Origin of the sequence: Methylophilus sp. 13 (assembly GCF_015354335.1) — a bacterium.
Taxonomy (GTDB): domain Bacteria; phylum Pseudomonadota; class Gammaproteobacteria; order Burkholderiales; family Methylophilaceae; genus Methylophilus; species Methylophilus glucosoxydans.
Window position 1 is genome coordinate 731,321 of the sequence record NZ_JADKYR010000001.1, and the last position, 15,383, is coordinate 746,703.

The 15,383-nt window shown below is 49.2% G+C and carries 13 protein-coding genes; 1 reads left to right on the top strand and 12 read right to left on the bottom strand.

The window, feature by feature from the left end; translation table 11 throughout:
• Positions 1 to 9: 9 nt before the first annotated feature.
• The 6 genes from INP77_RS03275 to INP77_RS03300 all read right to left on the bottom strand — a co-directional run bounded on the left by INP77_RS03275 (position 10) and on the right by INP77_RS03300 (position 6,268).
• On the bottom strand, positions 10 to 540 hold the full coding sequence (locus INP77_RS03275; RefSeq protein ID WP_194747255.1) for a chemotaxis protein CheW: 531 nt from the start codon (positions 538 to 540) through the stop codon (positions 10 to 12).
• Positions 541 to 618: 78 nt separating this feature from the next.
• Positions 619 to 2,244, bottom strand: coding sequence for a methyl-accepting chemotaxis protein (locus INP77_RS03280; protein WP_194747256.1), 1,626 nt, complete (start codon positions 2,242 to 2,244; stop codon positions 619 to 621).
• 60 nt (positions 2,245 to 2,304) lie between these two features.
• Positions 2,305 to 4,497, bottom strand: coding sequence for a chemotaxis protein CheA (locus INP77_RS03285; RefSeq protein ID WP_194747257.1), 2,193 nt, complete (start codon positions 4,495 to 4,497; stop codon positions 2,305 to 2,307).
• Positions 4,498 to 4,522: 25 nt separating this feature from the next.
• Positions 4,523 to 4,846, bottom strand: coding sequence for a lipid asymmetry maintenance protein MlaB (locus tag INP77_RS03290; RefSeq protein WP_194747258.1), 324 nt, complete (start codon positions 4,844 to 4,846; stop codon positions 4,523 to 4,525).
• 49 nt (positions 4,847 to 4,895) lie between these two features.
• On the bottom strand, positions 4,896 to 5,264 hold the full coding sequence (locus tag INP77_RS03295; RefSeq protein WP_194747259.1) for a response regulator: 369 nt from the start codon (positions 5,262 to 5,264) through the stop codon (positions 4,896 to 4,898).
• 26 nt (positions 5,265 to 5,290) lie between these two features.
• Complete coding sequence (locus INP77_RS03300) at positions 5,291 to 6,268, bottom strand: methyl-accepting chemotaxis protein (RefSeq protein ID WP_194747260.1); 978 nt, start codon at positions 6,266 to 6,268, stop codon at positions 5,291 to 5,293.
• A gap of 256 nt (positions 6,269 to 6,524) precedes the next feature.
• Between INP77_RS03300 and INP77_RS03305 the strand changes: the two genes are divergently transcribed.
• Positions 6,525 to 8,588 (top strand): bifunctional diguanylate cyclase/phosphodiesterase, encoded by a 2,064-nt coding sequence (locus INP77_RS03305; RefSeq protein ID WP_194747261.1) that lies wholly within the window; start codon positions 6,525 to 6,527, stop codon positions 8,586 to 8,588.
• Between the two features lie 423 nt (positions 8,589 to 9,011).
• On the opposite strand, the gene INP77_RS03310 is transcribed toward INP77_RS03305, so the two are convergent.
• From INP77_RS03310 to INP77_RS03335, 6 genes are all read right to left on the bottom strand, one after another.
• Positions 9,012 to 9,434 (bottom strand): c-type cytochrome, encoded by a 423-nt coding sequence (locus tag INP77_RS03310; protein WP_194747262.1) that lies wholly within the window; start codon positions 9,432 to 9,434, stop codon positions 9,012 to 9,014.
• Between the two features lie 92 nt (positions 9,435 to 9,526).
• Positions 9,527 to 10,249, bottom strand: coding sequence for a PEP-CTERM sorting domain-containing protein (locus INP77_RS03315; protein ID WP_194747263.1), 723 nt, complete (start codon positions 10,247 to 10,249; stop codon positions 9,527 to 9,529).
• 87 nt (positions 10,250 to 10,336) lie between these two features.
• A complete protein-coding gene (locus INP77_RS03320; RefSeq protein ID WP_194747264.1) occupies positions 10,337 to 12,676 on the bottom strand; it encodes a LamG-like jellyroll fold domain-containing protein in 2,340 nt (779 codons plus the stop codon).
• Positions 12,677 to 13,053: 377 nt separating this feature from the next.
• Complete coding sequence (locus INP77_RS03325) at positions 13,054 to 13,284, bottom strand: zinc ribbon domain-containing protein (protein WP_194747265.1); 231 nt, start codon at positions 13,282 to 13,284, stop codon at positions 13,054 to 13,056.
• A 10-nt stretch (positions 13,285 to 13,294) separates the two neighbouring features.
• Positions 13,295 to 14,167 (bottom strand): SIR2 family protein, encoded by an 873-nt coding sequence (locus tag INP77_RS03330; protein ID WP_194747266.1) that lies wholly within the window; start codon positions 14,165 to 14,167, stop codon positions 13,295 to 13,297.
• Positions 14,168 to 14,201: 34 nt separating this feature from the next.
• Positions 14,202 to 15,383 (bottom strand): DegT/DnrJ/EryC1/StrS aminotransferase family protein, encoded by a 1,182-nt coding sequence (locus INP77_RS03335; RefSeq protein WP_228518665.1) that lies wholly within the window; start codon positions 15,381 to 15,383, stop codon positions 14,202 to 14,204.

Here is a 15,383-nt window from a genome sequence, read left to right on the forward strand (position 1 = left end):
TTTCAACATTTAGTGATGCTTTTGCATATCACTGGCCAAGGTGGCAATTTCATCTACCGACAACACACTGTTCACATTCAAAATAATCACAAACTTGCCATCAATTTTGCCCATGCCCTCAATAAAATCCGCACGGATATTGGCACCAAAACTTGGCGCTGGCTCAATGTTGGCAGACTCGATATCCACCACTTCATTCACGGCATCCACCATCACCCCCACCACCTGCGTGCCTTCTGCATGTGCAACTTCAATAATCACAATGCAGGTTTTACGGGTAATTTCTGCGCTGGGCTTATCAAAACGCGCAGCCATATCAATCACCGGTACTACCGCCCCGCGTAAATTAATCACTCCACGGATAAACGCTGGCATTTTGGGCACTTCAGTGAGCTGACCATATTCAATAATCTCTTTAATATTGAGAATATTGAGGGCAAACGTCTCGCGCCCGAGAACGAAGGTCAGGTATTGCTGAATCGTATTCTCTAGTAATACTTGCCGAGTTTTTGGTGGCTCTGCCACACTCAGTTCACTCATGACTTTTCCTTTCACAGTTGTCGGCAGTTCTCGCAATCTCGCCTGTAGGCTGCTGCGAATGTCGACAATCAATATTCCTTAGAATTTTACGAACTGTGCTTCATCGACTTGAGTTGCATAGTCGTTAGTTGACTTGGCACCAGTCACATGACCAATCGTTGGTTTAGAGACTTTTTTGATCACCTTTTTAGTGGCTGCCGAGACCAGATGATCATCTACCCCCACCTTGAAGAATCCAATCAGTTGTTGCAGTTGCTCGGCCTGGCCGCTCATCTCTTCAGCGGTCGCCGCCAGTTCTTCACTGGAGCTGGCATTTTGCTGGGTCACCTGGCTCAGTTGATTCATCGCAGCCGTAATCTGCAAGGCTCCACTGCTTTGCTCTTCACTCGCGGCATAAATCTCTTGTACCAGATCACTGGTTTTGTTAATGCTAGGCACGATCTCATCCAGCAAGTCACCGGCACGCTCAGCCAGACCCACGGAGTTTTTCGCCACTTCACCAATCTCTTGCGCGGCCACCTGGCTACGTTCAGCCAGCTTGCGAACCTCTGCCGCTACCACGGCAAAGCCTTTGCCATGCTCACCTGCTCGCGCGGCTTCAATCGCAGCGTTCAGGGCCAGCAAGTTAGTCTGGTAGGCAATATCATCAATAATGCTGATCTTGTCAGCGATGCTCTTCATGGCAATCACAGTGTCTTTTACCGCAGCCCCACCTTCGTTGGCGTCTTTAGCCGCTTGACCTGCAATGCCATCGGTCACTTTAGAGTTTTCAGCATTCTGGTTAATAGAAGCGCTCATTTGCTCGACTGACGCAGAGGTCTCTTCTACTGAAGCGGCTTGTTCATTGGTCGCCTGGCTAATGCTTTGTGCTGTCGCACTCACTTGCTCGGAGGCACTGGCAATGTTGTCAGCAGAGGCCTTGATCTCGTTAATCACCGTGCTGATTTTTTGAGACATGGTTTTCATGGAGGCCATCATCTGGCCGATTTCATCATTGGAGGTGACTTCAACGGTTTGCGTTAAATCACCATTGGCAATGGCATTGGCAGAAATCACAGCGCTATTGAGTGGGCGGGTGATGGATCGGATGATAAAGAGCGCGAGAGCCAATACAGCAAACGAAAGTAAACCACCCACTATCAAGCCAGTAGTGACGGCGCTTGATTTGACTTCAATCGCATTTTCAGCTGAGGCCTTAGCCAAAGACTGGTTATAAGCCATATGCTCATCAATCGAAGAATTCAACTCCTCAGCTACTTTTGCATTAGAAGTCAAAATGGCAAGTGCTTCTTTTTGCTTACCTTCTCTCGAGAGTTTGATGACTTCAGTCATCCCTGGTAGATATGCCTCGTAACCTTTACGCACGCGATCTAACAGCTCTTTATCTTTTGCATCAAAGATGTTCTCATTGCTGTATTTCACCAGACCATCTTCGAGGCCTTTTTTCGCCTCATTAATCGCAGTTTCAATCGATGTCATGGCATTTTGATCGGTATTGAGTACATGGCGATACACCCTGACCCGCAATTGACCAAACTTCTTCATGACCTCGTTTAAAGTACTGATGCTTGGAATCCCGTTCACGTTGGCATTGTTGGTCGCCTCAAACACTTTTTCCAGACTACTGTAGCTGAGACCGATCAAACTGAATAATCCAAGGATTGCGATGGCAATCATGAGGGAGATCTTGTGAGAAACTTTCATTACAAACCCGCTTTCTTTAATCAATAAATTGTTTGGTTACGCCACTGGGAGAGTGATCACTTAACTTTCCACAAGCGCCTGCTCTTTTATGCTTTCCATATTGGCCAGTTGCATCATGCGCGGCACATCCAATACCAGTGCCACGCTGCCTGAGCCAAGAATGGTGAAGCCACCAATACCTTTGACGTTCTCAAACACCTTGCCCAGGGGTTTAATCACGGTCTGGAATTCACCAATCAACTTATCCACCACTAATCCTATTTTTTGATTTGCATACTGCATCACAACGATGTTTTGTCGTGCTGGAGGCTCACCTTTACATTCGAACTCATTCCTGAGTTTGAGGTAAGGCAATACCTCGCCCCGCAGGTTAATAAAGTTCCGTTTATCGCTGATTGAAGACTCGTAATCAGCCGTCGACAATTCGATACACTCCACCACCATATCCAGTGGGACCACATAAGAAGAGTCGGCCACGCCCACGAGAAAGCCATCAATAATGGCGAGTGTCAGTGGCAGGCGGATGCTCATGGTGCAACCCAAGCCAGGCCGCGACTGGATATCAATAGTGCCGCGCAGGGCCTGAATATTACGTTTGACCACATCCATGCCCACCCCGCGGCCAGACAGGTTGCTGACGGCGTCTGCGGTAGAAAAGCCTGCTTCAAAAATCAGGTTATAAATGTCTTTGTCACTGAGTGACTGCTCAGGGCTGACCAAGCCTTTGTCTATGGCTTTGGCCAGAATCTTGTCGCGGTTAAGGCCCGCGCCATCATCACTGACTTCAATCACGATGCTGCCGGAGTCGTGGAAAGCATTGAGTTTGAGCGTGCCATAAGCGGGTTTGCCTTTGGCAACACGCACCTCGGCCGATTCAATGCCGTGGTCCATGGAGTTGCGTACCAGATGCGTGAGTGGATCACTGATTTTCTCCACCACGGTTTTATCCAGCTCGGTTTCTTCGCCACTGATCTCCAGGCGGATATCTTTACCCAGCTCTTTGCTGACATCACGTACCACACGGTTAAAGCGGCTAAAGGTGGCGCCGATTTGCACCATACGCAAGGCCAGTGCTGAGTCACGTACTTGCTCCACCAGCGTAGAGATATTGGAAGTGGCTTCATTCATGGCACTATCACCGATCTTATTGGAAATCAGTGTGGCGCCAGCCCCTGCAATAATCAGTTCGCCCACCAGATTGATCAGCTCATCCAGCTTGTTGGCATCAATGCGGATATAGTTGGATTCGGCATTTTTGGTTTCTTTGACCTGACGCTGTTTTTCCAGCGCCGCATTGACCACCGCGGGTTGCACCAGTTGCTCATTGACCAGTGTCTGGCCGATGGGCTGCTTGTCGCCAGTTGCAGGGTTGGCCTGTTTGGCCAGCGCCGCCTCCAGCTCATTGGGCGTCAGTGTGCCGCACTTGAGTAAAATCTCACCCAGTTTCATGTCTTCATTGGAGAGGCGGTCGATCAAGTCGATATAGTGCTGAATCTGCCCATGCGGCGGCAGGATATGAATCTCGCAATCATCACGCACAAAATCAAAAATACCTTCGATCTCGACTTTGCTGGCCTGGCTTTCGTAACTGATTTCAAAACCCAGAAAGCAGCTCTCGGCATCCATCTCTTCGAGTGCAGGCAGGGCTTGCGTGAGGGTGACCATGTGCACAATGCGGCCCATGGTATTCATGTAACGCAAGAAGCTGAACGGATCCATGCCACTGCGGAAGGTATCCGGACCGAAGCGCAAGGAGAGATGCCAGCAACCGGTTTCTGCGGTGTCCATACTTTCTACCGCGCCCGGCTCGGCGGCGGTGACAGTCGCAACTGGCAACTCAGCCACGGCTTTGGCCGTCTGCTTGGCTTCCAGGTAAACATTGAGCCGGTGAATCAAACTGTCGTTGACCACCAGGGTGTCGGCATCTGGGGTAGTACCTTCGGCCACATGATCAATCAGCTTGCTGATAAAGTCGCCCACTTCAAGAAACAGGGCCACGATCTCTTCAGTGACTTCAATTTCACCATTCCGCACTTTATCCAGCACGCTTTCAGCCACATGGGTGAAGCTGATGATAAAGTCCAAGCCAAACAAGCCGGCCGAGCCTTTAATGGTGTGGGCCGCACGGAAGATGGCATTAATCTTTTCTTCGTCTCCGGGATTCTGTTCCAGCGTCAGCAGCGCTTCTTCCATCTGCTGTAGCAAATCACGGCTTTCAATGATGTAAATCTGCAGGGATTCATCTAGTTGCATCTTGTTTCCTCCTTAAATAGTGGTCTCAAGCGGCAACTTCTGTCAGCACCTGGGTGATGCCAAAAAAGCCAGCGGTGTCAGAGAGCTCAATCAAATCCATGACCGCATCACTGGGGTTTGCAAGTTGGAAATCCACGCCATGTGAGAGTGCATGCAAGCGGATTGCCATCAAAATTTGTAGACCAGCCGCATCGACTTCGTCCACCTCGGCCAACTCAAGATGCAAAGGCAAGGTCTTGCTGAGCTCCGCCTTCACCTGGGCCATGGTCTCTGCTGCGTTATAAATATTTAGTTCACCACTAAAGGTCAGCGCACAACGCGCTTCATTGGTATCAATCATGACTGGCATACTGGAACTCCCTGAGATAGAAAATCGACGGATGGCTAAGGGTGATGCGCTATGGCAACACCAGCTTGGACACGGCGTTCAACAATTGTGGCGGTTGGAAAGGTTTCACCATCCATGCCTTGGCGCCCCCAGCCTGACCCTGCATTTTTTTCTCTTCGGCGCTCTCGGTCGTGAGCATGATCACTGGTGTGAATTTGTAGGCGGGGATTTGCTTGCTGGCTTTGAGGAACTCAAGGCCGTTCATATTGGGCATGTTCACATCACTAATGATGAGGTGGATTTTTTGCCCGTTTAACTTGGTCAGTGCGTCCTTGCCGTCTTCGGCTTCAATCACATCGTAACCGGCGCCTTTGAGAGCGGTGCCAACTACGGATCGCAAAGAAGAAGAGTCATCTACAATAAGTATGGTTTTTGCCATGGCTAATTCCTTATTATCTAAAGCGTTTAAAAGAAAGTGATGTCATCTGCATCGTTGCTGGTGCTGGCCGGTGGCGCGGCACTCGCAGTGAAAGATTTTTTGCTGGCAGCAACAGCTGGTCTGGAGCGCTTGTCGTGGATCTGGGTTTGCTCACGCATGGTGTAAGTGGACTTCAATTGTTTTAACCATTCATCAACACTGCCCAGTCCGTTCACATCGTCCACGCGCTGATTCAGTTTTTCGATATCCTGCTGAACGTGGCTTAGCATTTGACTGACACGGTCCTGAAACTGCAATGAAAACAACACGTGATCAATCTCTTGTGCCACATGCTGGCTTTCTTTAACCATCTGCTGGCTCTCTGCGACCACTTCATTCGCGGTATGGCCAAATTTATCCAGTACCGTATTCACAATCTGTTCGGCCTCAACCAGGGTTTGCGCATCTTTCTTTTCAAACTCTTTTGAAACTTGCGATACATTTTTAATCGCTTGCGACACACGATTCACGGTTTCAGAAATATGCGAGCCGGTACGGCCGGCATCTGAGGACAGTCTTTTCACTGCATCGGCCACCACAGCAAACCCGCGGCCGCGCTCACCGACACGCGCTGCTTCAATCGCAGCGTTGACAGCGACCATCCCGGTTTCCTTGGCGATGCGAGTGACAATATCTGCCATATCCAACAGTTCTTTGGTATAACTGGATAAAGTTGAAACGGCCTCTAGCAGCGTCTGCTTTTCTTCGATGCTGTTTTTGAGCAAGGCAATCACCATGGCTAACTGATCCTGGCTTAAATTGAGCAATTCAAGCAATTGCGCATTACTCTGCGATTGTCCATGGCTGGTGACCGCACGTACGCTTTGCGACAATCCTGCAAACTTGGCACTTAACTCATCAATCGAGCTACTGGTCAGTGTTTTTGCAGCATGGATCTGATCTGCCCATAGTGGCAGCACCGATTGGCACAACTGCTGTAATTCCTCATTGTGAAATTCAGGCATATCATTGCTGCTCGCGGTGTGATCGTAATAATTTTGCATTCATGGGATCCTTACAGTAGTGCCAATGAAATTACATTTGTCTAGCTCAATTTTAAGAGACTGACGGATGCGTTAATCCTCTAATAAGCGTGGGTTTATTTATCCTAATCTAATCCTAGAATCAGGCCTAAAGCCTACGGTATTTATGGCGTTATAGAGAGACGAGCGGCGCATAACCGCCAACGTGAATTTTTCACGTTAAAACAAGGAATTAGCTATGAAAATGCAGGAACTCAACATCAAACGGACCTTGTTGAAATTCGTCTTCATGATGATTATCAGCATTACCTTGACCGTTGGCTGTCTGATCTGGATGACGCATAAAACCTACTTCTCACGCGGGGTGATCATGAATACCTTGATCCCGAATATGGAGGCGCTGAACGAGGTCAGAACAGAAACCCTGATGCTGATTGCCGATGTACGAGAGTCGCTCAGAACGCAGGATTTATATGAGCGCAATCACGTCCTGCCAGAAATATTGAACAAACTCCATGTGCTGACTAACAAGGTGGAGCAGTTGAAACAACTCCCTGCAATCAACTCGCAAAATGCTAGTTTGATTGACGAAATAGAGAGCAACTTCCATCTGTTTAAAGACGAACTCAACCAGTTACTCATCCAGCAACCGGCTGATAAGTCAGAAGCCTCAGTCACAACACGATTTACACCTCTGTTTCATGCCGGGAAAGCGACCATAGACAGCGTGGACACCGCACTGGCCGGGAATCTTTCGCAAACCTGGCAAGAGTTCAAGTCACTGGAATATCTTGAATTTACCAATATCGGTATTTATCTGGCCAGCATGCTGCTCCTGCTGGCCGTGTTGTATTTTGCGGGCAAAAAAACCTATGCAAGGATTCTGGCGGTGTTGGGGTCAGAGCCAAATGAGTTTATAGGCGTGATTAATGGTTTGCTGGAAGGCAAGCAAACGCCGCCACAACAAGTGCAAGAAAACAGTCTAATGTTCAGGCTGCAGCAGTCCTTGCTGTTTGACAGAGAAACCGGAGTGCTGAATAAACTGGGCTTTTTGCACCATTACCCGCAGCGATTCTCCGCAGACCAACCCGTCGTTGCGACCCTGATCAGGGTACAGTCACTCGAAGAGCTGTCAGAGTTTATTGGACCGGCCAGCACCACTGAACTATTGAACCAGTTTTTGGCACGGCTACAAGAAAGAGTCGTGTCAAACAGCATGATTGCACGCGTCGCCTATTCGAGTTTTCTATGGGTCAGAGAAGAATGCGGGGATGATAAAAAGCTGGTGACCGAAATTGAAACACTGATTGCACGCCTGCAAGCCCCTTATTCGCTGGGCATACGCGCCATCAAGATCAAGACCTTTGCCGGAATCATGAAGCTGCCGCAAGATACTGAGAACTTCAAGCTCTTGATTCCCTACACGACGCTGACAGCAACCAAGGCGGAAAAAACACTACAGCAGTATCTGTTTTTTGCCCCGGGTTTTTTACAAGAGTCTCTTGATTATATTGAAATGGAAGCCGCACTGTCACATGCGCTTGAAAACAAGGAATTTGAAATCTACCTGCAACCGCAAGTGGATATTCGCGACAACCGGATTGCCGGTGCCGAGGCCTTGATCCGCTGGAAACATCCGCTCAAAGGCTTTATCCCGCCAGATAAATTTATTCCTGTGGCTGAACGCAACGGGCAGATTCTGGAGATAGGTGACTGGATTCTGAATCAAGGCATCGCTTATGCCGTCGAAATCAATCAGAACCGACTTGACATGATCCCGATTGCAATCAATTTGTCTTCGCACCAGATTCAGGCGCCGCAGTTTTTTGACAGCTTGCAACAAAAATTAAGCCATTGGCAGTGCGATCCGGCCTGGATCAAACTGGAGATCACAGAATCTGTGCTGTTGGAGAAGAGTGAGGAGGTACTAAAAACCCTGTTACAGATCGCATCACTGGGCATTACAGTCTCACTGGATGACTTTGGGACAGGCTACTCCTCACTGAGCTATCTAACCAAATACCCAATCAGCCAGATCAAGATAGATCGTGCCTTTATGAACGACATTCCCTTACATCTGGACAATACCGAGCTGGTGAAGGCCATCGTCAAACTGGCCGAAATTCTGCATTTTGAAGTAGTGGCAGAAGGCATAGAGTCTCTGGAGCAGTTAAACTTTTTGAACACCACTTCGTGCAAGTTCGTGCAAGGCTATTACTTTTATAAACCCATGCCTTACAGTAACTTCAAGACACTGGTGACTGTCCCCAGCAGCCCCACTGAGTCAGTATCGCTCAAGTAAAAATCGCACTTCGATTGGGACTCGCCAGCAAGAAAGAATTAAAACTGATACAACAACGTCAACCAAGTCTTGGTGGTATCAGGCTTGCGTGAGGTCTATGTGAGGCTGACGCCTAGCGTGCCATCCCAGCAACGATAGCCAGGTCAATGCGTTGGCGTCTTCTGACTGGTTGGCCTGGTCACCATATTCACACTGGAAACGGAATTGTGATACCGCCTTGCCTTGGTTACCAGCATCAATGAATACAGAAAACCGGCTGGTGGCTGGCTTGTCATTGGTTAATCAGGACTGCCAGGAGCAGTCTGTAAACGATTAAGAAGTTGAGAATAAGCGTTGATTTAGTCACAACACAAAAAGACAATAGCCTTTCATGCTCTCACAATAGGGCTCGAGTCAAGCGGTATGTCATGTTACTGATTAGAATTACTCATCGCCATTGGGGATAGTTTCCAACCAGGTACGAATTGCCCATATTTCCTCTTGGGTCAATTTATCTGCGAAAGCCGGCATGGATATTTTGCTATTGCTACTGTTTTTTCCTTCATGCACGGATTTGAAGTAAAAAGCATCCCCCTCTTCTGCTGTAGGTAAAAAACGCAAATCTGGGGCTTTGCCCTGGGCGACAGCATTTTCCCCATGACAGAGGGCACAGTGCGCTTTATATAACCGATAACCAATATTTTCTGACGTGCGATTGCCTCGATATGGATTTTTATTTTGTGGTCCCTCCAATGGAGATAGTCCATTTTGGATCGCTTCAGCAGAGAGTGCGCTAGATGCAATCACTGATAAAAAAATGAGTCGAGTTAACTGAGTTGATATTGAAAAAAAACTGACAATGTTCATTGGTGTTGGCTGCGCTGAGATTGTCAAAATATGGCTGCTACACTTGCTAACAGTTGGTAGCAGCCATGTGTTAACCCTTTAAAAACCAGTGATTAAACGTCTCTTTTTTGCCTGCGTACCAAGCAAACCAAACCCAAGCCCATCAGTGACAGAATCGCTGTATCTGGCTCAGGGACTGCAGCAACTAGCTGTGAACCATACAATCGCAGTGTAGAACTCGCATTGAAATCGCCAATATCAACCACGCCGAAATAGATATCGAAATTACCCGTGTGGTCTGCTTTGAATGAGAAACTGGTGAGACCAGTACTCGCTAAATCATTACCGGAGGCATGGCTTGCAGTTGTTTTACCCACATCGCTTAAGGTAGACAATTTGCCGTTGATCACAATAAAACTGTAGTCTTTACCAATGTTACTTGCGCCTACATCGCGCGTTGCAAAGCTGTAGTCGAAAGAAAGCGTGTCGCCCGCTTTTAAGTTGAAACTCAGTTTCATTGCAGAGCCTTCGTAAGCTTGCGCACTGAAGGAGTCAATATCCAAACTGCCATCAGCCAAACCTAGATAGTTTTCCAACCCGGTGCCAATATTTGTTTGCTCAGGCTCATTGCCTGAAACATTCAGCACACCAGCATCAAGGGGATAATCATCCTGGTTGAATTTAGAGGCTGTAGTGAGCGTCCATACATTATTCAAATTGCCAACATCGCCTCTGTAACTTTGTACCTGGAGGTTGTTTGCCATTGCGTGGCCCGAGAGTGAGAAGATCATTAAAGAAGCGATCAACACATTGCGTAAAATCAATTGCGGTTTCATTTTAATACTCCTGTGATATGACTCATGAATGTCATGAATGGGTAGTGCTCATCATCTGCACCACCCTGAGTTGTTTAAGAAAAATCGTTAGAAATAAAAGCTATTTTTGTCGATTTTATTAGCGGTTGTTGCTTTCAAAGTAATCAGTGTACGGAAAGCAGTCGGTCTGGAAGCGCCATCAGTATCCACCTGAATAATGGTATCGCCCCCCTGGTTGACTGCACGCACATAGCCATCTGCGATTGGATCACTTCCTTTATATCCAACCGCCTTCAGCAACTGGATGAGGTTCAACTTATCACGCCCAACAATGAAATCGGTAACCGTAGCACCGGCATCCCGGATCGAACGCAACACGTAAGTATTGTGACCATTACCTCCAGTGAACATAGATCCGCCCGTGACAATGATTTCATCATCATTGTTTGTAGCGTTAACCACTTGACGACTACCGGCTGGGGTAACCCTGTTTTTACGAGCGGTTAGCCACTGATCGGGAGTCAGTGCCGCGTTGGTGATACGAATTTCGTTGATACAACCACGGAACCCGTTGACATGCCCGCCTTGCCAGCCACCATATTGACCGGCGCCAACAACCCAGGCAGCCCAATTTAAACCTGCGATCCCAACGGCTGATTTGACATTACGCAAAACCGGGGCACCTGCAACATACATCGTTGTATCATGTGTCACAGGATCATTCACAATCGCAACATGCTCCCATGTATCGGCCATCACCTCCCCTGACCAGTTTGTTTTTTCGGCAACACCTGAACTTAAAAAGGTAGTGGGCTCCCATTGAAACTCTCGAAGGCTAGAAACCGCAAATAACAGTGAGCTCTCCCCCCCGTCACCCCCTTGATAACCGCCAATCCAACCTCTGGGCATATCACGCGTCAGAATATTCATCCAGGCGCCATTCGCCGGTGTCCAGTCTTTGGCAATTTTCACGAAAGCTTCAACCGTATATCCTGAGTTTTTAAATTGCTCATTACTTAAAGCCCCGTTACCATCGGTAAAAAAGAAAGCAGGATTGGGTTTGGTTTTGTCGTTTGTCATAAAACAAACGCTACCATTAGAGGCGGAATAGGCATGATGATCGGCTGACCACATAATATCGCCAGACTTACCCTCAAAGTGCAATGGATTCTTTCCGGTTTGATCAGGCACGGCATACTTATCAGAGCCATTGATGACAGGAGTGCCCACTGTGCCGGTATCAAATTTCCAATGTGCCAGGGTGTTACCGCTATGTGCGTAATCATCCCGATCTAGCGGTGTGAGAATGACAGGCTCTGACGGCTCGGTGAAGCTTTCAGCAATATCATTACGCAACTCTTCGACAATAGATGTGTGGTAGTTTGTTGAGCCCGCAATGAATGTGGAATTAAATCCCTTAAACCTTTCTGCAAAATCCATATCCACAGAAAAATCATTGCCATTCCCGCTTAAGAGTGCACGGTCAAACTGTGTCACAGTAGACTCAGGCTTTTCTGGTACCCAAGGCGAGAATGACAAGCCATTAATTTTGTTATTGGTCAGGTCAAATTCATATACCTGCATTTGTGCATTACCGCCTTGGTAAGCCATTTGATAGTCAACCACCATCTCCCAAACCGGGTGGCCATAACTATTGACTCTTGCCTTGTGTCCAGCACCGTGATTATGACCACAAACCACCATGAATATTTGATCATTATCCTTGATCAGCTGATCCCATAAAAAGTTACTGTAGTCTGTTTCTACAACATTGACACCGTCACTTTGTATCGCCAAAAACTCATGACTCGTTAAAATCACAGGGAGCGTAGGATGATCCTTGATCACCTGACGAGCCCATGCAATGGCAGAATTCGATGCACGCCACGAAAGAGCAAGGACCAAATACTGCTGACCTTCAGCCGTAAAAATGTGATATTCATGCCAGCCATTGGGACTACGCCCACCAAAAGTGCCTTGTTTTTGGGCTCTGGAAGTAGGAAAGTACTTTAAATAGTTGTCGTTACTCGTTCTTTGCTCATCTGTACAATCTGTTTGCGACCCCCAGTAGCTACATCCGTAAGTGACGTCATGATTCCCTGCCAGAATGGAGTAATTCACACCACCATCCTCAAGTATTTTCATTGCCTTACTTGCAACTTCCCACTGGGGAATCTTACTCTGCTGATCCACGACGTCCCCTACGTGAACCACAAAAGGAATATTGTATTTTTTTGAGTTTTGCACCAACCAGCTTGTTTGCGATGTATATGGCTCAGAGCCATATCTTTCCATAAATTGATTACCTTCTGCAGGTGTAGCATAGCGTGAATAAAATTGTGTGTCGGGCAAAACAGCAATCCCGAAACTTGACACGCCTTGGGCAAAAGCGAGGTTTTGCATGAAAACACCCGCTAACATCAGGCCTATACGATGACAGACTTTCATTTCTACTCTCCAAATTAAATGTAACAGTGGCTTGGTTGTCAGAAATGAAATGTAGAGTTTAAATATGAATCCTAAGCCTCATTTAAACGATAGTATTATTAAATCAAGACTACGCCTCCCCCTCCTGCCTATTGCAAACGCTTGAGTCGTTATCTCAAGAAATGTCACACCTTGCGCTTGCACAAAATTACCGACCGAGTTCTACACGCTTAATCATTGATCAGATAGAAAAAAGGGGGGAAGCGACAAGCATGTCGTCAGGATCCCGCTCATGGAGGACTGACGTCATTCTGTGAAGGTAGAAAAACTGTTAACGCGCGCGCCCTTTGCGAAGCTTAATATAGAGCGTCGGTCAGGTTTACCCTAGGCATGGCGCATCACAGCTTTTTTCTTTCGGCAGCAGCGTAGTTGCTGAAGTGCCCTTCGCGCTTGGCTTGCGCCCTGGCGCTGGCGATGATGCCAGCGGTTTTGCCGGGTTCAGCCAGTCTGGACACTTGTTTTTGCAGCGTACCACCGCAATGCGGGCAGGCGGGCGCACTGGCATTGAGTTTGAGCAACAGCTCTTGAGTTTTGCCACATTGGCTACACTGAAAATCATACAAGGGCATGGCGGGCTCCTCAGGCAGCGACCAGCGGTTGCGCCAGCTCGGCGGTTTGCAGCCAGTGCACAAAATCAGCCAGCGGCAGGTCGATACGGCGTATCTGCTGTTCGGCCAGAAATTTTTCTTCCATGCGAGTCAGCGGCCCGGCAATTACCGCCCAGTGCTGCGCCGAAGAGCGTTTCATGATCTGTCTGGCATAGGTGCGGGTGAGTTGGTGGTTAAAGCGGCATCCCATAAACAGAAAGTGCGCGCCATGGCGCAACTCCTGTACGCGAGGCGGAATCGGGGTCTGGATGTCGATTTCGGTCAGGACCTCGACATAGTCAGAATCGGAAATAATATAGTTTTGTGCGGGCTGGTTGCTGCCCAGCGGCTGATAAAGCACGGTGGTCCAGGCATCGGCTTCGCTGGCTTCTATGCTGTTGCCATCGGGCTCGACATAGTGCACCCATTGCCCGAGGTGCTCAGATTGTGACACGCCCTGTATCATGCCCCAGTTGTGCTGCCCGGCCAGCGCCTGTGCCATGGCATTGCTATACCAGCTATCCACCACCAGCAGCGGCTTCTTGGGCAAAACGGCCAGAAAGCGGTGCAAGGCATTGGGGCTGGCCCCGGCGGCATAGGCCTCCGTCATCAGGTTGACCAGTGTTTTGCGGTGCTTGAAGTTCTCGATAAACTGGGCAGCGGCGGTCAGATTGTTGCGGATTTTGTGTGGCACGCTGACCTTGGTGGTGAGCATGGCCACCAGCGCTTCCGGCGTGGCGGGCACCTGGCAGGTGGTCGGCGCAAGTTCCAGCACGGCAGGCCCAAGATAGGGAATCACACTGCCTTCGCTCAGGCTTTGACGGATGGCTTGCAGTTCGCTTTCTGGCAGTGGTTGCGTAGGCATGTTGTATTCCTTGTGATGACGAAGTCTTGCAGGATTAGAGATAAATGGCCGCACCGGCGCCGAGATTGATGGAGGCGTCCTTGGCGGTTTTGACGATAAAGGCAATCTGGTCTTCAGTGAGCCCGCCGTGAAAAGGCAGCGCGATAGCGCGGTCAGCCACCTTTTCGGTGACCAGAAGATGCCCTTTGCGCATGCCATACTGCTCGACATAGGCGCGTTGCAAATGCAGCGGTCTGCAGTAAGCTGCGGCCTCCACCAGTTCGGTGGACATGTCTTCGACCATGGCATCACGGCTACTGGCTGAAAAACGGGTGCCCAGATGCACGCAGTACAGCATCCAGTGCACTTCATCAACGCCGGGGGCGATATAAGGCGGTTTGATGCCTTCAAAACTGGAGATCTGTGCCTGATACCAAGCTTCGACCAGTTTGCGTTTGGCCAGTATCTCCGGCAGGCGTTGCAGCTGAATCAGCCCCAATGCAGCCGTGAGCTCGCTGATACCGGCATCCAGCGGTGGCCGCAGGCTGGCACTGAGCGAGGCCTGGTCGTCATGGCCATGCTGACGATAATGCCTGAGCTTGAGCGCCAGCGTGTCATCATCGGTGACGATCATAGCGGCCTTGCCGCAACACAGGGCAGACGGCTGGCTGAAATCAAACACCGCCACATCGCCAAAGCTGCCGGTGAGCTGTCCCTGATAACGTGAACCGATAGATTCGCTGGCATCTTCTATCAGCAACCATTGCTGGGCACGTGCCAGGGTGCGCAAAGCTTGCCAGTCTGCCGGATGACCATTGGTATTATTCACCAGCAGGGCCTTGACCCTGGCCTGTGGTGCCCGCTGCAAGGCAGCTTCAATCTTGTCTGCGGCAAGGGTTTGCGACCAGTAATCGATCTCGCTCAACACCGGTTGCGCCCCGCTCCAGTGGATGGCATGCGCCAGATGACGCCAGCTATACGAGGGCGCAATCACGCTGTCGCCACTGCCTATGCCGGCCGCCCGCAGCACCAGCAGGCAGGCAATGGTGCTGCTGCTAACGGCAATGGCATGCTTGCGCCCCAGCCAGCTGGCAAAAGCCTGTTCAAACGCCGGGACAAGCGGACCTGTACTTTGTGCATTGCGCTGCAAGACCATGGCCAACGCAGCAGCCTCGGCTTCGCCATAATCGGCGCTGCTCAAAGTGATGGCACTGCCCGCATAATCCTGATCGGCCAT